This is a genomic window from Herbaspirillum sp. Her3 (genome assembly GCF_057961275.1).
The window spans coordinates 2,557,514-2,579,054 of sequence record NZ_CM176328.1 but is presented as its reverse complement, the minus strand read 5'-3'; the positions used below and the strand labels follow the sequence as shown (position 1 = coordinate 2,579,054).

Below are 21,541 nucleotides of genomic sequence, written 5' to 3'. Positions count from 1 at the left end.
CGCGCAGCCCATGGACTCACGCCCCGCCTTTCCTGCCCGCTGGTTCCCGCTGCTGCTGGCGGCGCCGCAGATGCTGATCGTGTTCCTGTTCTTCCTGTGGCCAGCGGTCAAGGCCATCGCGTGGTCCTTTTATCTGGTGCGCCCCTTCGGCAATGGCTCGCGCTTCGTCGGGCTGGACAACTACCTGCGCATCCTCACCGATGACAGCTTCTATGCCTCGCTGCGGGCCACCCTGGTCTTTACTGCCGGCAGCACCGTGCTGGCCGTGTTCATCGCCCTGGCGCTGGCGGCCTGCCTGGAACTGGACGTGCGCGCCAAGCGCCTGCTGCGCAGCATTTTTATCTGGCCCTACGCCGTGGCGGGCGTGGTAGTGGGGATCGTGCTCAAGGTGCTGATCAATCCGGTCACCGGCATGCTGGCCTTCCTCAACCAGCTGTGGCCGGGCCTGTGGGCGCCGCACCTGTTTGGCGGGCAGGCCATGCTGGTGCTCATCGCCGCCTTCGCCTGGACTCAGGTACCACTGAATTTCATTCTTTTTTCGGCCGCCTTGCAGCGCATCCCGGCCGATCTCATGGGCGCGGCCGCCATCGATGGTGCCGGGCCGTGGCGGCGCTTTGCCGACATCCAGCTGCCGATGATCGCCCCTGCCTTGCTGATGGCCGGCGTGATCAACGTGATCGAAGCCTTTACCCACGGCTTCGGCCTGGTCGACGCCCTGACCCAGGGTGGCCCCGGCCGCAGTACCGCGATCCTGGCCTATCAGATTTATTCGGATGGATTCATCGGGCTGGATCTGTCGGGCTCGTCGGCGCTGTCGGTGATCCTGATGCTGTTCATCATCGTGCTGACGATGTTGCAGCTGCGCTTTTTCCGCCAGGGAGGAGGACGATGGTAGAACGGCATCCGCGCATGACCGCCCTGGCCTACTGCGTGCTGGGAGTGGGCCTGCTGCTGGCCCTGGGTCCGCTGTACCTGATCCTGTGCTCGGCCAGCATCTCCAGCCAGCAGTGGATCAGCCAGGGCATGCCGGCCACACCGGGCACCGCGCTGCTGGCCAATCTGCGCGAAGTGGCGCAACGCATCGACCTGTGGCGCTATCTCTTCAACAGTCTCCTGGTAGCCGGCCTGGTGGTGGCCGGCAAGCTGCTGCTGTCCTCGGTCACGGCCTTCGCGGTAACGTACTTCCGCCCGCGCGGCCGTGGCCTGATCCTGGCGCTGCTCTTCTGCGCCCTGCTGCTGCCGCTGGAAGTGCGCATCGTACCCACCTATGCTGCTGCCTCGGATCTGTTCGACCCGCTGCGCAGCCTGCTGCAGGCACTCGGGATGGACCGCGCCCATGCAGTGCCGTCAATCAGCCTGATCAATACCTATGCGGGACTGTCGCTGCCGCTGGTGGCCTCTGCCACCGGCACCTTCCTGTTCGTGCAGTTCTACCGCACCATCCCGCCCGAACTGGTGGAAGCTGCGCGCATTGATGGCACCGGGCCGTGGCGCTTCTACGTCGACATCCTGCTGCCGCTGTCCAAGACCAATTTCGCCGCCCTGGGCGCCATCGTCTTCATCAGCACCTGGAAAGACTACATGTGGCCCCTGGTCATCACCAGCCATGACCAGATGCGCACCATCACCCTGGCCATGGCCAGCTTCCTGCCGGTCGAAGCCGGCCAGATGCCGCAATGGAATCTGCTGATGGCCGCCGCCCTCGTGGCCATTGCCGTTCCCGCCGTGTTCGTGGTGGCGGCGCAGCGCTGGTTCGTCAAGGGCATCGTTGGCACCGAAAAATAAAGGCCTGTCCTTGCACGGACAGGCCTCCGGTCATGCCGGTACAACCAGGATCAGGCCCCCAGTTCCAGCGCCTCCAGCAGCATTTCCGCCACGCGTTCGGAAGACTGCGGATTCTGGCCGGTAATCAGCTGGCCGTCGCGGATGGCAAACACCTGCCAGTTGTCGGTCCCTTCGAAGACACCACCCAGTTCGCGCAGACGGCTTTCCAGCAGGAAGGGCACGACGTCGGCCAGCCCCACTTCGCGCTCTTCGGCATCTGTGAAGGAATTGACACGCTTGCCGGCTACCATCGGCTTGCCGTCGGCCTTGACGGCCGAGACCAGGCCGGCTGCACCGTGACAGACTGAAGCAATGTACTTTCCGGCGGCATAGGCGCTTTCCACGGTGGCCTTGACGTTGGCATCGGTAGGCAAGTCCCACATGGTGCCGTGACCGCCGGGGAAGAACACGGCATCAAAGTCCGCCACCTCGATCTCGCCCAAGGCGCGGGTCGCGGCGATGCGCTGCTGCAGGTCGGCATCGGCCAGCATGCGTTCGACGATGGCGTCGTTCTGGCCCTGGGGCTTGACGCTGCCCGGATCGATGGGAGCCTTGCCGCCAGCGGTGGAGGCAATGACAACCGAAGCGCCGGCGTCCACCAGGGCGTAATACGGGGCAGCCAGTTCTTCGGCCCACAGGCCGGTGGGTTTGCCGGTATCGCCCATGCGGCTGCTGGAGGTCACGATCATCAGGATGTTGGGTGTCTTCATGGTGTTCCTTTCTTCATGAGGGGAGCATGGCATCTGCAGCAAAGCGGCGTTGCCAGGATGGCCATCACTTTATTCCCATCTCCAACGAAGATAAACTGCCTTTCCATCAATTCATTCATTACATCATTGAACAAATGCGCAGCTTTGATCCCGTCCAACTGGGCAGCATCGAACTCTTCTGCAAAGCCGCCGAACTGGGCAGCTTCACGGCCGCTGCCGAGGCGCTGGGCGTCACGCCGGCCTCGGTGAGCCGTTCCATCAGCCGCCTGGAAATGCGCCTGGGTGTGCGCCTGTTTGCCCGCACCACCCGCCAGATCCGGCTCACCCGCGAGGGCGAGCTGTATCACGAGCAATGCCGCCAGGCCCTGGAGCAGATTGCCGAGGCCGAACGCATCCTGACCGGGCAGCAGAAGGTCCCGAGCGGCCCGCTGCGCATCAGCGTGGGCACGCCCTATGGACACTATCGGCTGCTGCCGCTGCTGCCGCGTTTCCAGGCGGCTTATCCGCAGATCGACGTGGAGTTGAGCATTGCCAACCGTGTCATCGACTTCGTGGAAGAGGGTTTTGACCTGGCCATCCGCCTGGGCGTACCGCAGGATTCGCGGCTGATCGCCCATACGCTGGAAGAAGCCACGCTGGGCGTGTTTGCGGCGCCCGCCTATCTCGCCCGGCGCGGCACACCAGAGAGCGTGGAAGCTCTGAAGCAGCATGACTGCATCCAGTTCATCCTGCCCAGCACCGGCCGCGCCATGCCATGGATCTTCAAGGATGCCCAGGGGCGCGAGATGGACTTTCATTTCCAGAGCCGCCAGCGCATCCATGACGACGTGCTGGGCTGCGTCAACTGGGCCGTGGCCGGCGGCGGGCTGTTCCAGATCTATCACTTCATCGCCCAGGCTGCCGTGCAGCGCGGCGAGCTGGTGGAAGTGCTGCAGCCGGCCGGCTATCGCACGCGGCGATTTTCCATCCTCTATCCCCACAATCGCCACCTGTCGGCGCGGGTGCGGGCGTTTGTGGATTTCCTGATGCAGGCGGTACGGCCATAAAGCCATCGGCCCCACCGCCACGCCGAACACGACGCGAGGATGGGGCCGATGGCAGCCTCGTAGGCGGGCTCAGCCCGCCGCAGGCTTAATGATGCATCTTGGCCTCACTGCGATCCAGCACGGCTTCCGGTGCTTGTGCGTCTTCCACGGTCTCGTTGTTCAAGACCTTGGTCAGGCGTGCACTATCCAGCTCGCCGCTCCACTTGGCCACCACTAGGGTCGCCACGCCGTTGCCGATGGTATTGGTCAGCGCACGGGCTTCGGACATGAAGCGATCGATACCCAGGATCAGCGCCAGGCCGGCGACCGGCACGTGGCCCACCGCCGACAGCGTGGCCGCCAGCACGATGAAGCCCGAACCGGTGATGCCGGCCGCGCCCTTGGAGGTCAGCAACAGCACGCCCAGGAGCGTCAGTTCCTGCACGAAGGTCATGGGGGTGTTGGTCGCCTGCGCAATGAACACCGCCGCCATGGTCAGGTAGATCGCGGTGCCATCCAGGTTGAAGGAGTAACCCGTCGGAATCACCAGCCCGACCACGGTCTTCTTGGCACCGGCGTTTTCCATCTTGGCCAGCATGCGCGGCAGCACCGATTCCGAAGACGAGGTGCCCAGCACGATCAGCAGTTCTTCCTTGATGTACTTGACGAACTTCCAGATCGAGAAGCCGTGCAGGCGGGTGATGATGCCCAGCACCACGAAGATGAACAGCAGGCAGGTCAGGTAGAAGGTACCCATCAGCTTGGCCAGCGAGAACAGCGAACCGACGCCGTACTTGCCGATGGTGAAGGACATCGCACCGAAGGCGCCAATCGGAGCCACCTTCATGATCGCACCCACCACCGAGAACAGCACGTGCGAGATCTTCTCGATGAAGTCGAACACCAGCGTGCCGCGGCCGCCGAACTTGTGCAGGGCAAAGCCGAACAGCACTGCCACCAGCAGCACCTGCAGCACGTCACCCTTGGCAAAGGCATCGAACATGCTGCTGGGGATGATGCTCATCACGAAGTCGGTCACCGAGCCCAGCTTGCCGGGAGCGGTATAGGAGGCAATGCTCTTGGTGTCGAGCGTGGTCGGATCGACGTTCATGCCCACGCCCGGTTGCAGGAAGTTCACCAGCAGCAGGCCGATGATCAGCGCCACCGTGCTGACCACTTCAAAGTACAGCAGGGCCAGGCCGCCGGTCTTGCCAACCTTCTTCATGTCTTCCATGCCGGCAATGCCGATGACGACGGTACAGAAGATCACCGGGGCGATGATCATCTTGATCAACTTGACGAAGCCATCGCCCAGCGGCTTCATGGCTTCACCCGTGGACGGGTAGAAATGGCCCAGCGCGATACCGATCACGATGGCACACAGGACCTGGAAATACAAAGATTTGTAAAGGGGCGGTTTTTGCGCCGACATAGTGCTTTCTCCTTGAAACATCGATTTTTGGCCGGCCCGTGGAGACCTGCCGCCTGCCGTTGTCGGATCGCCGTCCGTTCTGGCGGGGTGTTTATTGTTTGTCCGGGAGAACTCCCCCTCCCCGGTTCGGCCGCAAGTATCTCGCAGTCACTTCGGGGCGGGTATTGTGGGAAACCACATAGCGTCACTAAAGAGGGGCGCAAACTGCTTTATTCTTCATTCCGCAATGCAACAAGATTCGCTATAGTTTGTGCGGGACTGAACGGAACCCTCTTTTTTCCGTACCGGTCAGCACTCATAAGGAAAACACTGTGCAACGAAAACTGACGGTCACCGCCCGTCTGGCCATTCTGATGGCGGTACTGTGCGGCAGCGTAATGCTGCTGGCCTGGCGCGACATACAAGGCATGGCTTCCAGCAATGACAGGCTGCGCTTCGTCTACGAAGACCGCACCATGGCGCTGATCCATATCGCCCGTGTGCGCGACGCCCTCTACCTGAACCGCGACGTCATGGGCCGGGCTCTGATGCTGGCCAACGTGGCACCGGCGCCGGGCGACGACAGCACCAGCGGTGAACGCGTCAAGCCCCTGCTGGAGCGCATTCCAGAACTGGATGCCACCCTCCAGCAAGGCTGGCAAGCTTACCTGGCAACCCGTCTGGAGCCCGAGGAGCAGACTGCGGCGCGGCATTTCCAGGAAAGCTGGCTCCGCTATGTCAGCCAGCGCACCCAAGTCCAGGACCTGCTGCGCAGCGGCGATGTCTTGCAAGCCAATCGGCGCTGGACATCGGTGACCGTCTTGCTGGCCGACCTGGCCACGCAACTGTCCGCGCTGGGCCAGCTGCAGGAAAGCTTTACCCGCGCTTCTTATGAAGAGGCGCGCACCGACTACCAGCAACTGCGCACCCACAACCTGCAGATCGCCGGCCTGACGCTGGTCATCGGCATCGCCATTGCGCTGTGGATCATCGTGAGCCTGCGCCGCCAGCTGGGGGGCGAACCTGACTATGCCGCCCACATCGTGCAGCAGATCGCCGACGGCAACCTGGGTGTCACGGTGAAACTGCGTCGCAATGACAAGGCCAGCCTGCTCTACGCCATGCACGGCATGCGCGAGCGGCTCACCGACATCATGCGCAGCGTGACGCAATCGACCCAGGCGCTGGGCGCATCCTCGCGCCAGCTCAACGACACCGCGCAAGCCCTGGCCGGGGACTCCAGCGCACAGGCGGCCGCTGTCGAAGAAGTCCACACCGCCATCAGCAACATCAGCCTGGCCATCCAGCAAACCGGCGAACACGCGCGCCGCACCGACCAGATCGCCCTGACGGCGGCGGCCGATGCCGACAAGAGCGGCGCGGCGGTGCAGAGCACGGTGCTGGCCATGCGTGGCATCGCGCGCCAGGTTGGCGTGATCGACGACATTGCCTACCAGACCAATCTGCTGGCCTTGAATGCCGCCATCGAAGCGGCACGCGCCGGAGAACACGGGCGCGGCTTCTCGGTGGTGGCGGCAGAAATCCGCAAGCTGGCCGAGCGCAGCCAGGGTAGCGCCCATGAAATCAGCGTGATTGCGCAGCAAAGCGTGGAAATGGCCGAAGAGACCAGCCAGCGCCTGGCCGCAGGCACCCTGCAGGGCATCCGTGAAGCTTCACAGCAGATCAACCAGATCACCCTGTCGGCGCACATGCAGGAGGAAGGCGTACAGGAAATCGGCGCGGCCGTGGCGCAACTCAATGAGACCACCCAGCGCAATGCCGCCACCTCCGAAGAACTGGCCAGCACCGCCGAAGCGATGGCCGAGCGGGCGCGCGAGCTGAGCGCCCAGCTCTGCTACTTCAGGCTGGAAGAGGCTGGCCCGGCACGGCCCCTGTCTGCCTGAGCCTTCGGCTCAGAGACGGGCGCGCATGGTGATGTGGGGGATGCCGGCTTCCATGAATTCTTCCCCCTCGCGGGCAAAGCCGTAGCGCTGATAGAAACCCTCGGCATGCACCTGGGCATTGAGAATGACCTCGGCATCGCCGCGCGCGCGGGCCGCGGCGATGAGCGCCTGCAACACCGCCCCGCCCACGCCCTTGCCGCGTCCGGCCTGGCGCACCGCCATGCGGCCGATGTGGCCATCCGGCAGCAACCGGCCGGTGGCCAGCGGCTGGCCGGCGTCGTCATAGGCGACCGCATGCACGCAATGCGGGTCCATCTCGTCGAGTTCGATCTCGGCCGGCACCTTCTGCTCGTCGACGAAAACCTCGAAGCGGATCGGCTGGGCCTGGGCGCGCAGCTGTTCCCAACTGCCTGTAATGATGTTCATGAGGGGAATTCCTGCAGAGAAGGAAAAGGACAAAAGCCAGCGCTCACTCGTGATCCAGCTTGCGCGAGACATCCAGGCGGCGAATCAGCTTGAAGGTCCCCATGGCCTTGGCCACCATCCGCTCGCCATTGAACAGTTCGGCCTGGCAGAAGCACATGGTGGTGGAGCGGTGATAGGTATGGCCGCGCGCGATGATGGTCTCGCCGGCATGGCCCGCCGGCTGCAGGAAGCTGGTGCTCATCTCGACGGTGGCCGAGGACTTGGCATCGGGCGCACCGGAGCGGGCCGACAAGCCCATGGCCACGTCCAGCAGGGTCATGCTGATGCCGCCCTGGGCCACGTGCCAGCTGTTCATGAATTCCGGCTTGAGCGTGAGCGCCATGACTGCGCGGTCATTGCCGTACTCCAGCACCTGCACGCCCAGCGCTTCCAGATAGGGATTGCCCTGCGGGAAGATCTCGGTGATGGGCAGACTCATGCCTGCCTCAGATTTCGTAGTCCATGCACTGGCGCGCTTCGCGCACGGCCCCGATGAAGGGCTTGATGGCCACGTGGTCCGGATGCCCCTGATAGGCGTCCAGGGCCTCGCGCGAGGCGAATTCGGAATAGAGCACCACGTCGTAGGTGGCTTCCAGCCCCGGCTGGGCCACCACGGCCTCGAACTTCAGGATGCCGGGAACCACGTTGGCACAGCTGTCCAGCAGTTCCTTCATCTTGCGCAGGTTGGTGGCCTTGTCGGCGCCTTCTGCATGGTCCTTCAGTTTCCACATCACGATATGCTTGATCACGGTCAGTCTTTCTGGTCGGAGATGAACAATCCGTAATGATAAGCCAAAGTGCCGCACGTCTCAGGCGCGCCGGGCGATCTTGAGGAAGGAGCCGACCAGACGCCCCTCGCGCCGTTCGGCCAGGCAATAGACATAGGTGTGGGTACTGACCGGATCGCCCTCAATGCGCACCATGCGGAAACGTTCATCCGGAATGAATTCCGCCTCCGACACCGTGCCCAGGCCCAGGCCCCGCGCCACCGCCTCGCGCAAAGCTTCACGGCTGCCGATTTCCATCACGATACGCGGGCTCACGCCGGCCTGCTGCATGGCTTTTTCCAGCGCCAGGCGGGTGGTAGAACCCTGCTCGCGCATGAGCATGGGCTGCTGGTCCAGCTCGGCCAGCGATACCGCATCGCGCTGGTAGAACGGATGGCTGCGATGGACGAACAGCACCACCGCATGATCGGCATAGGGCAGCGCATGAAAGCGCGCATCGTCGGTGAAACTGGCCAGCACCGCCACGTCGGTCACGTAGTTTTCCAGGTCGGCCAGCGATTGGGCGGAGTTGCCCAGCTTGATGGACAGTTCCACCTGCGGGTAACGGGCGCGATAGGCATCGACCATTTCGATCACGTGGAACGGGCCGACCGCGCCGATGCGCAGATGGCCCACGTGCAGCGCGCCCGAATTGACCAGCAGGTTCAGGGCATCCAGTTCGAGTTCGGCGATGTTCTGGGCAATCGGCAGCAGGCGCTGGGCGGTCTCGGAAAGGTCCACCCGCCGCCCGCGGCGGAAGAACAGTTCCACGTTGTGCTCGCGCTCCAGCGATTGCACTTGGGTGGTCAGGGTGGGCTGGCTCACGCCCAGCGCCCGGGCGGCGGCCGAGAAGCCGCGATGGCGGGCCACCGCCAGGAAGGCGCGCAATTGAGAAGGGGTCATCTATAGATCCTATCAATAGATTAAAGCGATTTTTGCGATTATATCGATAACAGGCGCGTCACAATGTCTCTTTAAGCTCCTGTCCTATCGGTGCCGCTTCAACGGCAGCGCCCCTGACCAGCGTCGTTGCCGGGTCCCCGGACAATGGCCATCTGGCACCCCGTTCACCGCGTCCCCCCCCGCCGGGACGCCCTCGACAAGGATGCAATCATGCAGCGACGCAGCTTCTTCGCCCTGTGCCTGGGCGCCCTCACCACCCTCTTGCTGGCCCGGCCGGCCGCTGCGGTCCCGCCGCTGACCGTCGGCCTGATCCCGGCGGAAGATTCGCAGGCCATGCTGGAAAACAGCAAGGCCGTCATCGACAGCCTGCAGCAGCAGCTGGGCATGCCGGTCAAGCCTTTCATCGCCACCGACTACAACGGCATCATCGAAGCGCTGCGCTCGCGCAAGCTGGACGTGGCCTATCTCGGCCCCTTCTCCTACGTGCTGGCCAGTTCGGTGGCCAACGTGGAGGCCTTCGCCGTGGCAGAGACCAAGAAGAGCGGCCGCAGCTTCTACAAGAGCCTCATCATCACCCGCAAGGAGAGCGGCCTGCAGACACTGGAACAGTTGAAGGGCCGCACCATGGCCTTCGTCGATCCCTCGTCGGCTTCCGGCCACCTGTTTCCCAGTGCCGGCCTGCAAAAGCTCAACATCGATCCCAACAAGTACTTTTCGCGCGTGATCTTCTCCGGCTCGCACGACGCCAGCATCCTGGCCGTGGCCAACAAGAAGGTCGATGCCGCCGCCGTTGCCGACCGCATCCTGGCCGCTGCCGTGGCCAAGGGTGTGGTGCAGCAGTCGGACCTGAACGTGGTATGGACCTCGCCGGACATTCCCGAATCGCCCATGGTCTGGCGCAAGGACCTGGACCCGGCCCTGAAACAGAAGATCGCCGCCGCCTTCGCCAGCATCAAGGACGTGAAATGGGGTGACCAGGGCGTCCTGAACGGTTTCGTGCCGACCACCGATGCTGCTTACGACGTGGTGCGCGAGACCGCCAAGATCCTGAATCTGGATCTGAAGGCCATGAAATGATCCACCTCCGCGGCCTCGCCAAGCAATACGGCAGCCATGCCGTGCTGCGCGGGATCGACCTGGACGTGCCGGCCGGCCAGTTCCTGGTGGTGCTGGGTCCGTCCGGGGCGGGCAAATCGACCCTGCTGCGCTGCATGAACGGACTGGTCCAGCCCAGCTCGGGCAAACTCCAGGTGGCCGGCTTCGACGCCACCGACACCCGCGCCCGTCAGGTGCGCCAGTTGCGGCGGCGGGTGGCGATGATCTTCCAGCATCACAACGTGGTGTCGCGCCTGTCGGTACTTAAAAACACCCTGACCGGCCGCCTCGGCCAGGTCTCCTCCGTAGCGTCGATCCTGCAGCTGTTCTCGCGTCAGGACATCGCTCTGGCCCTGGAATGCCTGCGCCGGGTGGAGCTCGAACACAAGGCCCATCAGCGTGCCGATACCCTCTCCGGCGGCCAGCGCCAGCGGATCGGCATCGCCCGCGCCCTGGCCCAGCAGCCGCAGGTGATCCTGGCCGACGAGCCGATTGCCAGCCTGGATCCCAAGACCTCACGGCTGGTACTGCATTACCTGCGCACCGCCTCCCGGGAGCTGGGCATCACCGTGGTCTGCAACCTGCATCAGGTGGACTACGCCCGCCAATTCGGTGACCGCATCATCGGCCTGGCCGGGGGCCGTCTGGTCTTCGATGGCACCGGTGAGACCCTCGACGAACGACAGCTCGACGCCATCTACGCCGGAAGGCAAGAAATGAACGATTCTGAATTGCCCCTCATGGCATCGGGCGTGCGGGCAGGGCAAGGAGCACTCACATGAATTTTTCTTCTCCAGGTGCCACCTCTTCGGCACAGCGCGGCTACCAGTGGACCGGTCCGCGTCCGGCGACGCTGCGCGGGTGGCTGGGTTTCATGGCGGTTCTGCTGCTGGTGGCCTGGATCCTGGTCTGGAGTGCTGCGGGCACGCAACTATCTTGGGGCGAGCTGGCCAATGGCCTACCGCAGATCGGCGACTTCCTGGCGCGCTCCTTCCCGCCCAACTGGGGCTTGTTGCCTTCACTGCTGGCCCCGGCCATCGAAACCTTGCAGATCGCCCTGTGGGGGACCTTGCTGGGTGTGCTGGGCGCCGTACCGGTGGCCTTGCTGGCCGCGCGCAATCTCAATGCCAACCGCACCCTGCATGCGCTGGTACGCCAGGGTCTCAACGTCACACGCAGCATCAATGAACTGATCCTGGCGCTGGTGTTCGTCTCGGCCGTGGGCCTGGGGCCCTTTCCGGGTGTACTGGCGCTGGCCGTCCACGGCGTCGGCATGATCGGCAAGTTCTTTGCCGAGAGCATCGAGGAAATCGACCAGGGCCCGCTGGAAGCCTTGCGTGCCACCGGAGCCCGGCCCTTGCAGGTGATCGCCTTCGGGGTACTGCCCCAGGTGGCCACGGCCTGGATCGCCACCGTGCTCTACCGTTTCGAAGTCAACCTGCGCCAGGCCACCGTGCTGGGCATGGTCGGGGCCGGCGGACTGGGCTTTGAACTGGTCAACAGTCTCAAGCTGTTCAAGTATCAGGACACCGCCACCTGCATCGTCGTGGTGACCTTGATGGTGGTGGCTGCCGATGCCCTGTCGAGCCGGCTGCGACGCATGATCCAGGACGGCCATTCCCATTGACATGCACCCTCCCCGCTTTGATGCAAGAAGAGAAAAACACCATGTGGCATTTCCATAACCCTGTCGAGCTCCATGCCGGCGTCGGCAGTCTGGCGCAACTACCGCAAGTGCTGGCGGGCCGGCGCGCCTTGCTGATTACCTTTCCCGAGGCCGCCGCCCTGGGGCTGCAACAGAAGGTCGCGGACCTGCTCGGTCCACAACTTGCCGGCATCGACAATAGCGTCCGGCCCAATCCTGACGTGAGCTGGCTGTCCGGCATGTACCAGCGTCTGTGGCAGCGCCACGCCGATGTGCCCTGCCTGATCGCCCTCGGGGGCGGAAGCGTCATCGATTGCGCCAAGGCCATGCTGGCACCCACACCTTCGGGACGCTTCGACGAACTGCTCGTCCATCTGCGCGAAGACACCCGTTTTGAGCCCGACCCGGCGCATCTGAAATCGCTGATTGCCATCCCCACCACGGCCGGCACCGGCAGCGAAGTCACACCCTGGGCCACACTGTGGGATGCGCATGGCGGGCGCAAGTATTCGCTGCACCGTCCCTGGACCTGGCCGCAGGCAGCCATCATCGATGCCGGCCTGATGCTGAGCCTGCCCGCGCCAGCGACGCTGGCCAGCGGCCTGGATGCACTCTCGCATGCACTGGAGGCGATCTGGAACGTGCATCGCAACCCGGTCTCCTCGACCCTGGCCAGCAGCGCCGCCCGCGCCATCCTGGCCACGCTGCCGGCGCTGATACGCAAGCCGCACGAGCTGGCCTTGCGCGAACAGATGGCATTGGCCGCGCTCCAGGCCGGCCTGGCTTTTTCCAATACCCGGACTGCGCTGGCCCATTCCTTGTCCTATGACATCACGCTGCAGCGCGGTGTCCCGCACGGCATCGCCTGTTCCTTCTCGCTGCCGCACATCCTGCGCCTGGCGATGGGACGCGACAGCATGGTCGATGCCCTGTTGCTCCAGATCTTCGATGCCGACAATACCGAGCAGGCCGTTGCGCGCCTGGCCGGCTTGCTCGAATCGCTGGGCGTGTCCACCGATCCGGCCTGCTACGGGCTGGAAGGACGCTGGGAAGCTGCCTTGCAGGCAGCGCTATGCGGCCCGCGCGGACGCAACTTCATCGCCGCAATCCATTGACCTCTGCTGACCTTCCTCCAAGGAGAACCCCATGCACCCATCACAAGCCCGTCCACGCAACCTGCAAGCCATCATCTTCGACTGGGCCGGCACACTGGTCGACTTCGGTTCGCTGGCGCCCACGCAAATCTTCGTCGATGCCTTCAAGAGCTTCGGCATCGACGTTACCCTGCAACAGGCACGCGGTCCCATGGGCCTGTCCAAATGGCAGCACATCCGCGTGCTGCTGGACGACGCGGCCATCACCGCCCAATGGCAGCAGCAGAATGGCCAGACACCCACCAATGCCGACGTCGATGCCATCTATGCACGCTTCATGCCGATGCAGATCGCCAAGGTCGGCCAGTATTCGCAGCCCATCGCGGGCGCTGCGCAGGTGCTGGCCTGGCTGCGCGGACAGGGCCTGAAGATCGGTTCCTGCTCCGGCTATCCGCGCCAGGTGCTGGACGTGCTGCTGCCGATGGCGGCCGACCAGGGCATCCGCCCGGACCACGTGGTCGCGGGCGACGAGCTGCAAGCCGGTGGCAGGCCGGGGCCCTACATGGCCCTGGCCAACATGCTGGCACTGAAGATTGATGACGTGGCCGGCTGCATCAAGGTCGACGATACGGTACCGGGCATCGAGGAAGGCATCCGCGCCGGCATGTGGAGTGTGGGGGTCACGCTGTCGGGCAATGAAGTCGGCCTGACCCGAGCAGAACTGGACGCACTGCCCGCCACGGAAGTCGCCCGACTGAAGGAACAGGCCCAGGACCGCCTGCGCGCGGCCGGGGCGCACTACGTGATCGATTCGGTGGCGGACCTGCCCGAGGTGGTTGCCCACGTGCGCGCCCGCCTGGCCATCGGCGAACGCCCTTGAATGCTGGCCCCAAGGGCAGTCAGAAGCTGCCCGCCAGTCGTTGACAATCCCGGCGCCGGGCTCATAGAATTGCCCGGCAGATTTTTAGATAAGAGACCATCTGTAAGATGGTCTCACCACGCGCGCAGTTTGCCGCGGCCTCTTACAGATATCTTCAGGAGAGCCATTTGCAAACTGCAGTCCCGCTACGCGGCATCAACGATGTCGTCGCCTTCATCGATTCTCGCCCCGCCCTTTCCGCCCATGCCGGCCTGGTGTGGTGGCTGCTGCTGGGCGGCCTGTTCCTGGAAGCCCTGTCGCACTCGGCGGTGAGCGTCGGCCTGGCGCCGATGATCAGCCAGCTTGGCCTGCATCCGCACGAAGTCGCCCTGCTGGCCTCCTCGGGCGCACTGGCCGCCTTGCTGGCCCATCCCCTGGGCGGCTGGCTGGCCGACCGCTGGGGCCGCGTGCGGCCCTTGCTGCTGGCCAAGCTGCTGGCCCTGGTGGGCGCCATCCTGGTGGCCTGCGCCCCGGATGCTGCAACCATCGTGAGCGGGCGCATCCTTGCCGGCATGGCCTTCGGGCTCGATTTCTCGGTCGCCATCGCGATGCTGGCCGAACTCACGCCTGCGCACCTGCGGCACCGCCTGAACCTGTGGCAAGCCCTGTGGTATCTGGCCGTGTGCGGCAACCTGCTGCTGACGCTGGCGGCCGAACGATTGGATGTAGGCGCCAGCCTGTGGCGCTATCCGGTCGCGGCCACGGCCGCAGCGGCCTGGTTGCTGCTGAACCTGCAGATGCTGTTCCTGGTCGAAAGCCCCTGCTGGCTGGCGCGCCAGGATCGCTGGCAAGAGGTCGCCGATGCGTTGGGACGGCTCTACCCCGACCGCCAGTTCGCGCTGCAGGACGCGCTCCTGCTCCCGCCCGCCCCCGCTGTACGCCACGCCCATCCGGCCATGCCGGCCCTGGGCCATCTGCTGCGCCGGCCCTACCGCCAGCGCCTGGCATTGGCCGCAACCGTACAAGTCGGCCAGGCCGTGCAGTACTTCGCCATCGGCTGGTATCTGCCCGTCATCAGCGTGGATCTGTTCGGCGAGGATTTCCGCAGGGCGGCCTGGGGCACGCTGGCATTCAACCTGGCCGGCCTGTGCGGCGGCCTGCTGGCCCCGGTCCTGGCGCGCAAGATGGGCTTGCGGCAGGCCTCGGCCTGCGGCTTTGGCGCGACCGCTGTGCTCCTGCTGGCGCTCGCCGCAGCCTGGCCTCATGTGGCGGTGTGGCAAGCCCTCTTGCTGCCCTCGCTATTCCTGCTGTGTCACGCCGCCGGACCGGGAGCCAATGGCAAGAGCCTCTCGGCGCTGTCGTTTCCGAGCGAGCTGCGCGGGCGTGCCAATGGCGTGACCGGCACATTCGGTTCAGGCGGTGCGACCCTGGGCCTGTTCTGCTTTCCGCTGCTGCAAGCCAGCCTGGGCACGGCGCATTGCCTGCTGCTGGTGGCGGCATTGGCGCTGACGGCTTGCCTGACCAGCTGGCTGGTCCGCTGGGACCCGGACCGCGCCTGCTTCCACCCGGATCTCGAGGGTGCTGGCCGGTACATTCCCCCACCCGGTCCAGCCGGGCGCCGTGCCGACAGAAGACGCCATGAACGGCCGTGAGGCCATCCTGGCCATCGATGCCGGCACCTCCAGCACGCGCGCGGCGGTGGTCACTGCCAACGGACTGGTCTCTTGCCTGCACCGGCGTGCGCTGGCCACGCAGTCGCCGCGCAGCGGTGTGGTGGAACAAGACGCCGCGCAGATCTGGCAGCAGACCCTGGCCGTGTGCCGTGCCGCCCTATACCAGGCGCACCAGAAGGGATTGCAGGTACGCGCCATCGGCCTGTGCAACCAGCGCGCCAGCGCCGTGCTCTGGGATACCGCCAGTGGCCGGCCGCTGGTACCCGCACTGGCCTGGCAGGATAGCCGCCATGCGGCCGAGCTGTCGGCGCTGGCCCCGCATTGGGACCATCGGCTGCGGCCACGCCTGGGACGCCCGGTCGGCAGCCGCTCGCCCTATCTGTGGGCGGCGCACCTGCTGCATAGCCAGCCTGCCGTAGCGCAGGCCTGGGAACAGGGAAGGCTGGGCTTTGGCGGTATCGACACCTGGCTGCTGTGGCACTTGAGCGGACGGCGCCTGCTGGCCACGAGCGCCACCAACGCAACGGCCTGCAATGCCTATGTACTGGCGAGCCATGCCTATGCGCTGGACTGGCTGGCGGCGCTGGACTTTCCGCCCGCACTGCTGCCCGCGCTTTATCAGGATGCCGATGACTATGGCACGAGCGACGCTACCGTACTGGGCGCGGCCCTGCCCATTCGCGCCTGCGCCGGTGACCAACTGGCCGCCGCCATCGGACAGGGCTGCCTGGAGGCAGGCCAGGCGCTGTGCCAGCACGGCACAGGCAGTTTCATCGACTTGCTGGTCGGCCCCCGCACCGCGCCGGCTGCGCTGGATGGTGCAGGCAGCGGCAGCGTGGTCGTCACGGCCCGGCGCCACGACGGCGTTTCGCATTTTGCGCTGGAAAGCTACAGCGCCACCACCGGTGCCGCCCTCGCCTGGGCCTGCCAGCGCCTGCGCTGGTTTCCCGATGCCCGCTGCCTGCTGGCCCTGGCCGCCAGTGTCGAGTCGGCAGGCGGCGTCAGCTTCGTCCCCGCACTGGCCGGCCTGCATGCGCCCCAGCGCAGCAGCACGGCACGGGCCGCCCTGCAGGGCCTGTCGCTGGCCACCGGCCGCGGCGAAGTGGCCCATGCGCTGGTGGAGGGCATCGCCCAGGCAGTGGCGGCCTGCATGAACGCCAATGCCGACACGGCCGGGCTAGCTCTTACAGAGGTCATGACCGGCGGCACCCTGGCCACCAGCGACCTGCTGCTGCAATTGCAGGCCGACTTGACTGGCGTGCCGAGCTGCCGCACCCACCAGGCGGCCCACGCCAGCCTGCGCGGCATCGCCTTCCTGGCCGGCAGCCAGGGGCTGCTGTGGGATGACCTGCCGCAGGCCTGCGCCCGCACCCGCCTGCAGGCCGTCTTCAAGCCGCGCATCGACTCCGGAGAACGCACCCGGCGCCGCGCGCTGTGGCAAGCGCGCCTGTGGGCCGAACTGGAGCACGCCAGATACGACCACGGGCACTGACCGGCCTGTTGCCCCTTCCATTTTTTCTTTCACTCCAGGACTCTCAGCATGCGTGCACCCTCGCCCTCTCCCCGCGCTTCGTCTTCCGCCAAAGCGCCCGATCTTTCCCTGCCGGCCAGACTCAGGCGCCATCCGGTTATCGCGGCCATCTACGGCCTGCCGCATCTGCCCGCCTTCCTGGACAGTGCCGCCGAGGTCGGCATCGTGGCGCACGTGGAGCTGCGCGAACTGGAGGGGGTGATCGCCAGCATCAAGGGCGCAGGCAAGTTCCCGCTGCTCAACGTCGATACCTGTGAAGGCCTGGCCCACGACAAGGCTGCCATCGATTACCTGACCGGAATCGGCGTCCCCGCGCTGGTTTCCACCAGGGTGGCCACGCTGTTGCGCGCCAGTCGCGCAGGAATGATCACCATGCAGAAGATCTTTGTGACTGATCGCACCACCTGGCCGCGTAGCCTGAAGGCGCTGGAACAGAGTGAGCCCAACCTGATGCAGTTGATGCCCGCGCCGATGCTGCCGCGCCTGACACCCGCCGACCGCGAGGTGCTGCCACCCATCGTGGCCGCCGGTTTCATCTGCAATGAAGAAGACGCCCGCGCCGCCCTGGCAGCGGGCGCGGTGGCGCTGTCCACCAGCGAACAACGTTTGTGGAACCTGCCTGCCGGTGCGCTGAGCACGCCTTGAGCAATCGAGGATCAGGCGCGCCGGGTGCGGGTCTTGGCGGGCCTGGCGGAGGCCGTGGTTTTTTCTGGCTTGGCGGCCGTGGTGTTTTTACCAGGCGCACGCTTGCGCGCGGCCGTAGCCACAGGTGCTGACGCATCGCCGTCTTCGCCGATGGCCGTGGTGAGCTTGCGGGCCAGCGCAATCACGCGATCGGGATCCACATCGAGCGTGCCGATGAGCAGTTCGATGATCTCCGAGCGCGGATTGGCCAGCGTCGGTTCGATCATCATCACCGCTGCCGCCAGGGCCAGCGCACGCTCGCGGCTGGCGGCGTCGGGCAGCATCTGGCCCAGCGCATTGAGCGCCTCCACCGGCGCCACGGCGGTAATGCGCGCCTGCTCCTTCAGCAGTTGCACCCAGTTGGTCTGCTTCGACACGCTCGCATGCATGTTCGGCAGTTGTGCCAGCAAGCGCGCCAGGCGCAGGCTGCGCCGCTCGAACGCGCCGATGGAGACCATGCCGGCGATGACGATGCGGCATACCGCCTCGGCAAAGCCACCCTCGGCAATCTGATCGATCACGATGTCGCGGTAGCGACCCAACTCCTGCTGCGCCCAGCGCTGGGCCAGCTCGGCATCCGGCTCGCGCGGCGGCAGCCAGGCGCCCAGGCCGGTGGGGCCGAACAGCTGGCGCGTCATGCGCACCGTGCGGGCGTCGCGCTGGTCGCGCCAGGCATTGAGTTCGTCGGTGATCTTCTGCGCCATGCGTCGTTCGTATTGCTTCAGCGGATGCTCGGGATCGAGCTGCACCCGATGCGCGCGCGCACTGGCCGCCTGCTGGCGGATGAAAGCCGCTGCCGGATGCGTATCCGAAAACAGCTGCCGCTGCATGCGCAGGGGGTTCAGGCGCATCAGGGCATTGGCACTCTCGCGGGTGGCTGCCATGCGTACCCATGGCCTTACCCAGGTCTTGTACCACTGCGCATTGATCTGCGACCACTGGCTGATGGTCGAGAAGATCAATTCTTCCTCGCGTCCTTCCGGATTGAGCTTGCGCAGGTCTTCCATGGTCCGGTGTTCGTAGTGCACCGTGTAGTCGCCCGGCTCCAGTGCATCCCAGCGCTGGGTCGCGCGGCCATCCTTGCGCTCCAGCTTCATCTCGTAGAGGCCCGGCGGCAGGCTCTCGATCACGTCCAGCGAACTCACCAGCTGGTCATGCTCCTTCAGCGCCACCGAACCGCCGACGAAAATGCCCAGGTGCCCCACGCTCTCGTGCAGCACATAGATGATGGTGCGGCCGGCCGCTGCGATGGCGCGCTCGTCGCCCCAGGTATCGATGATCCAGTTCAGCGCCTGCGGGGGCGGCGTGATGTTGTCGCCCCAGGAGGCGAACACCACGACGGGCGCGGTGATGTCGCGCAGATTCACCGGCCTGCCCTTGACCTCCAGCTCGCCCCGCGCCAGCTTGTTGCCCACGAAGAGATTCTCGGTGATGGCCTCGATCTCGGCCCCGGTCATGCGGAAGAAGCCGCCCCACCAGCGTTCGAACTCCAGAAAACGCGGCGCCTCCTGGTCGACCCCGGACCACAGGTTGTAGTACTTGCTCCAGAAGGTATTGGCGGGATTGAGTTTCTCGAAATTTTCCACCAGATAGGCGCCGTCGAAACGGTCCGCCCCCAGGTCGGCCGCCAGCGAGGCCAGCCAGGTGCCGCCCAGCGTGGCACCGCTGTAGCGCATCGGATTGAGCTTGGAGCTGCCGGCCCAGTAGGAGGCCGGCGCGCCCACCATCATCAGCGGGCCGAACAGCTCGGGGCGCACCGCATCGAGCGTCATCATGGCCCATCCGGCCTGGCAATTGCCGATCACCACCGGCTTGGCCGCGCATTGCGGATGGCGGCGAATCACTTCTTCCAGGAAGCTCGCCTCGGCATCCATCACCGTCACCAGCGTCTGCCCCTCCTCGGGCTCGGGGCGGAAGGTGACGAAGTAGACGGTGTGGCCGGCCTTCATCGCCATGCCCACTTCCGAATCGAACTTGAACCCGCCAATGCCCGGCCCGTGCCCGGCGCGCGGATCGACCACCACCACCGGCCGCGCACCCGGATCGACCGGCAGGCCCGGCGGTGGCTGCAAGCGCAGCAAGGCGTAGTTGCAGGGCTGTGGCAGATCGTGGCCGTCCAGCACCACTTCATGCTCGAACTTCAGCAAGGGGGGCGTGCCTTGCTCAAGATGCGCCAGGTAATCGTTGCCGCGGTCGAGCAGCGTGTCCAGGAAAAGGAAGCTGCGCTGCACGCAGTCCTGCAGATAAGCCGGCACATCCCCGAAAGGGGTCGTGGCGTGGGCAGGTTCGGCCTGATCCGCAGGTGGGGCAGTTACCGGTTTCTTGCGGTTGATCATGACTGCACTCCAGAGCAATGGATAGCCTCATGATACGGACAAAGACGGCGGCAAATCGGCCGATCTCTGCGACAATGAAGCCGCAATTCGCGGTATTGCCTTTGACATGCAACACAAACATTGCACGGAGGAATTTCCATGGAGCTGAAAAGCCTGGTAGACCAGCCCGGCAAATTGCCGACCGTTCCCAAGGTGGTCCAGCAATTGATGGCCAGTTTCAATGCCGAGGACGTCTCCTCGCACGAGATCGCTCAGCAGATCGCCGCCGACCCGGCGCTGACGGCCAAGGTGCTGCGGCTGGCGAACTCGGCTTTCTTTCACGTCTCCCGCACCATCGGTACGGTCGACGACGCGCTGCGCATGTTGGGCTTCATCATGGTACGCAACCTGGTACTGGGCAATGGCATGGTAGCGGCCTTCAAGAACACCCCTGGCATGGACCTGCACCAGTTCTGGCGGCACACCCTCTATTCTGCGGCAGCTGCCCGCTGGCTGGCGATGCACGCAGGCAGCATCGGCGAAGACAATGGCGACGCCATCTTCACGGTCGGCATGATGCATGGCATCGGCCAGTTGCAGTTGCATGCCGTGGCCGCTGCCGCAGTGGCGCCGCTGGACAAGCAGAGCAACGTCCTGGACGCCGACCGCGCCGAGCGCGAGAAAGCAGCCTGGGGCTTTCACCATGCCGACGTCTCGGCAGAGCTGGCCAGCCTCTGGCATTTCCCGGATGCGCTGGTGAGCGCCTTGCGCTGCGTGCCCGATCCTCTGGCCGCCGGACGGCTGGATCGCGCTGCCGCCTGGGTGCATCTGGGCGCGTGGGCTGCGCGCGTGGCCGTGCTGTCGCTGGATGAGGAAACGGCGCGCGCCAGCTATCCCGCCGCGCTCGGCAAGAAACTGGGCGTGGACCCGGCCTGGATGCCGCTGCTGGTCAAGCACGATCCCGACAAGGCCGGCCGCGCCATGCCCTCGCTGGGAGAACTGGCGGCTGGCCTGGATGCCATGCTGGAGTAAGGAGAACGGATGGACACCTTCATCAGCCTGGCGCTGGGATTTCTGCGCTATCTGGCGTTCAATGCCATTTTCTATGTCATCGGTGGCGGCTTGCTCAAGCTGCTCACGCTGGGCCGCTACCCGCGCTGGCTACCGCTACGCGCCGGCCACTGGCGCCAGCAGGCACAGGATGCCGATCTGGTGGCGCTGTTCGGCTTGCTGGCCAGCGTGGGATTGCTGATCCTGGGCCTGCACCTTTTCGGCTGATCCTGCCCTTGCGCCTCAGGTGGCGCAGATGCTGCAACTATGTCCCTTGCAGTTGTGCAGCACGCTGCTGCGCCCTGCTCCCGCATGCGTGCCGGGCCCGGTCGCGCCCTGCCCGGCCAGTTGTTCGGCCCCGTTGCGCGGCTGCCAGCGATACTTGACCTGCAATCCCACATGGCCGCCCGTGGGCATGGGCGAGGCTGCGGTCTCCTGCTTGCAGTAAGGACAGGGGGTCTGCCCATGCAGGCCCTGCAGGGGAATGAGCCGTTCGAAGATGCCTTCGCAATGGCTGCAGCGGATGTCGTACAAAGGCATGTTGTCCTCCTCAAGAATCTGCGACAAAAAAGCCGGCCAGGCCTAC

The 21,541-nt window shown here is 65.3% G+C and carries 22 protein-coding genes; 14 read left to right on the top strand and 8 right to left on the bottom strand.

Going from position 1 to position 21,541, the window contains the following annotated elements; all coding sequences use genetic code 11:
* Positions 1 to 10 precede the first annotated feature (10 nt).
* Together ACVC5H_RS11830 and ACVC5H_RS11825 are read left to right on the top strand one after the other, a co-directional pair.
* The gene (locus ACVC5H_RS11830) at positions 11 to 895 is read left to right on the top strand and encodes a carbohydrate ABC transporter permease (protein WP_489622479.1); all 885 of its coding nucleotides are present in this window, start codon (positions 11 to 13) and stop codon (positions 893 to 895) included.
* Positions 889 to 1,785, top strand: coding sequence for an ABC transporter permease subunit (locus ACVC5H_RS11825; protein WP_489622478.1), 897 nt, complete (start codon positions 889 to 891; stop codon positions 1,783 to 1,785). The genes ACVC5H_RS11830 and ACVC5H_RS11825 overlap by 7 nt, the downstream gene beginning before the upstream one ends.
* Positions 1,786 to 1,835: 50 nt before the next feature.
* Here ACVC5H_RS11825 and ACVC5H_RS11820 read toward each other — a convergent pair whose 3' ends face one another.
* Positions 1,836 to 2,534, bottom strand: a complete 699-nt coding sequence (locus tag ACVC5H_RS11820) for a type 1 glutamine amidotransferase domain-containing protein (protein WP_489622477.1) — start codon at positions 2,532 to 2,534, stop codon at positions 1,836 to 1,838.
* A 134-nt stretch (positions 2,535 to 2,668) separates the two neighbouring features.
* On the opposite strand from ACVC5H_RS11820, the gene ACVC5H_RS11815 reads away from it, so the two are divergent.
* Positions 2,669 to 3,580 carry a LysR family transcriptional regulator gene (locus ACVC5H_RS11815; RefSeq protein ID WP_489622686.1) on the top strand — a complete coding sequence of 304 codons (912 nt, stop codon included), beginning with the start codon at positions 2,669 to 2,671 and terminating at the stop codon, positions 3,578 to 3,580.
* Positions 3,581 to 3,665: 85 nt separating this feature from the next.
* On the opposite strand, the gene ACVC5H_RS11810 is transcribed toward ACVC5H_RS11815, so the two are convergent.
* The gene (locus ACVC5H_RS11810) at positions 3,666 to 4,991 is read right to left on the bottom strand and encodes a dicarboxylate/amino acid:cation symporter (protein ID WP_489622476.1); all 1,326 of its coding nucleotides are present in this window, start codon (positions 4,989 to 4,991) and stop codon (positions 3,666 to 3,668) included.
* A gap of 311 nt (positions 4,992 to 5,302) precedes the next feature.
* On the opposite strand from ACVC5H_RS11810, the gene ACVC5H_RS11805 reads away from it, so the two are divergent.
* On the top strand, positions 5,303 to 6,874 hold the full coding sequence (locus ACVC5H_RS11805; RefSeq protein WP_489622475.1) for a methyl-accepting chemotaxis protein: 1,572 nt from the start codon (positions 5,303 to 5,305) through the stop codon (positions 6,872 to 6,874).
* 9 nt (positions 6,875 to 6,883) lie between these two features.
* Here ACVC5H_RS11805 and ACVC5H_RS11800 read toward each other — a convergent pair whose 3' ends face one another.
* Genes ACVC5H_RS11800 through ACVC5H_RS11785 form a run of 4 tightly spaced genes read right to left on the bottom strand, consistent with a single transcriptional unit; the run spans position 6,884 to position 9,009 of the window.
* Positions 6,884 to 7,300, bottom strand: a complete 417-nt coding sequence (locus ACVC5H_RS11800; protein WP_489622474.1) for a GNAT family N-acetyltransferase — start codon at positions 7,298 to 7,300, stop codon at positions 6,884 to 6,886.
* A gap of 43 nt (positions 7,301 to 7,343) precedes the next feature.
* The gene (locus ACVC5H_RS11795) at positions 7,344 to 7,778 is read right to left on the bottom strand and encodes a PaaI family thioesterase (RefSeq protein WP_489622473.1); all 435 of its coding nucleotides are present in this window, start codon (positions 7,776 to 7,778) and stop codon (positions 7,344 to 7,346) included.
* Positions 7,779 to 7,785: 7 nt separating this feature from the next.
* Complete coding sequence (locus ACVC5H_RS11790) at positions 7,786 to 8,088, bottom strand: Dabb family protein (protein WP_489622472.1); 303 nt, start codon at positions 8,086 to 8,088, stop codon at positions 7,786 to 7,788.
* A gap of 60 nt (positions 8,089 to 8,148) precedes the next feature.
* Positions 8,149 to 9,009 (bottom strand): LysR substrate-binding domain-containing protein, encoded by an 861-nt coding sequence (locus ACVC5H_RS11785; RefSeq protein ID WP_489622471.1) that lies wholly within the window; start codon positions 9,007 to 9,009, stop codon positions 8,149 to 8,151.
* Between the two features lie 210 nt (positions 9,010 to 9,219).
* Between ACVC5H_RS11785 and phnD the strand changes: the two genes are divergently transcribed.
* The 8 genes from phnD (at position 9,220) to ACVC5H_RS11745 (ending at position 17,551) form a co-directional block, all read left to right on the top strand.
* Positions 9,220 to 10,086, top strand: a complete 867-nt coding sequence (gene phnD, locus ACVC5H_RS11780; RefSeq protein ID WP_489622470.1) for a phosphonate ABC transporter substrate-binding protein — start codon at positions 9,220 to 9,222, stop codon at positions 10,084 to 10,086.
* Positions 10,083 to 10,886 (top strand): phosphonate ABC transporter ATP-binding protein, encoded by an 804-nt coding sequence (gene phnC / locus ACVC5H_RS11775; protein ID WP_489622469.1) that lies wholly within the window; start codon positions 10,083 to 10,085, stop codon positions 10,884 to 10,886. Before phnD ends, phnC begins: the two co-directional genes overlap by 4 nt.
* Complete coding sequence (gene phnE, locus ACVC5H_RS11770; RefSeq protein ID WP_489622468.1) at positions 10,883 to 11,731, top strand: phosphonate ABC transporter, permease protein PhnE; 849 nt, start codon at positions 10,883 to 10,885, stop codon at positions 11,729 to 11,731. Before phnC ends, phnE begins: the two co-directional genes overlap by 4 nt.
* Before the next feature lie 41 nt (positions 11,732 to 11,772).
* The gene (psrA, locus tag ACVC5H_RS11765; protein WP_489622467.1) at positions 11,773 to 12,864 is read left to right on the top strand and encodes an iron-containing alcohol dehydrogenase PsrA; all 1,092 of its coding nucleotides are present in this window, start codon (positions 11,773 to 11,775) and stop codon (positions 12,862 to 12,864) included.
* A 31-nt stretch (positions 12,865 to 12,895) separates the two neighbouring features.
* The gene (gene phnX / locus ACVC5H_RS11760) at positions 12,896 to 13,723 is read left to right on the top strand and encodes a phosphonoacetaldehyde hydrolase (protein WP_489622466.1); all 828 of its coding nucleotides are present in this window, start codon (positions 12,896 to 12,898) and stop codon (positions 13,721 to 13,723) included.
* Between the two features lie 167 nt (positions 13,724 to 13,890).
* Positions 13,891 to 15,354: an MFS transporter gene (locus ACVC5H_RS11755; protein ID WP_489622465.1), complete on the top strand. Its 1,464-nt coding sequence runs from the start codon at positions 13,891 to 13,893 to the stop codon at positions 15,352 to 15,354.
* On the top strand, positions 15,341 to 16,867 hold the full coding sequence (locus ACVC5H_RS11750) for an FGGY family carbohydrate kinase (RefSeq protein WP_489622464.1): 1,527 nt from the start codon (positions 15,341 to 15,343) through the stop codon (positions 16,865 to 16,867). The genes ACVC5H_RS11755 and ACVC5H_RS11750 overlap by 14 nt, the downstream gene beginning before the upstream one ends.
* A 48-nt stretch (positions 16,868 to 16,915) precedes the next feature.
* A complete protein-coding gene (locus ACVC5H_RS11745) occupies positions 16,916 to 17,551 on the top strand; it encodes a glycerol-3-phosphate responsive antiterminator (RefSeq protein ID WP_489622463.1) in 636 nt (211 codons plus the stop codon).
* 11 nt (positions 17,552 to 17,562) lie between these two features.
* Here ACVC5H_RS11745 and ACVC5H_RS11740 read toward each other — a convergent pair whose 3' ends face one another.
* Entirely contained in the window at positions 17,563 to 19,926 is a 2,364-nt protein-coding gene (locus ACVC5H_RS11740; protein ID WP_489622462.1) for a DUF3141 domain-containing protein, read from the bottom strand.
* 138 nt (positions 19,927 to 20,064) lie between these two features.
* Between ACVC5H_RS11740 and ACVC5H_RS11735 the strand changes: the two genes are divergently transcribed.
* A complete protein-coding gene (locus tag ACVC5H_RS11735; protein ID WP_489622461.1) occupies positions 20,065 to 20,937 on the top strand; it encodes an HDOD domain-containing protein in 873 nt (290 codons plus the stop codon).
* 9 nt (positions 20,938 to 20,946) lie between these two features.
* Complete coding sequence (locus tag ACVC5H_RS11730) at positions 20,947 to 21,183, top strand: hypothetical protein (RefSeq protein ID WP_489622460.1); 237 nt, start codon at positions 20,947 to 20,949, stop codon at positions 21,181 to 21,183.
* Between the two features lie 15 nt (positions 21,184 to 21,198).
* Here ACVC5H_RS11730 and ACVC5H_RS11725 read toward each other — a convergent pair whose 3' ends face one another.
* Complete coding sequence (locus tag ACVC5H_RS11725) at positions 21,199 to 21,495, bottom strand: FmdB family zinc ribbon protein (protein ID WP_489622459.1); 297 nt, start codon at positions 21,493 to 21,495, stop codon at positions 21,199 to 21,201.
* Between the last annotated feature and the right edge of the window lie 46 nt (positions 21,496 to 21,541).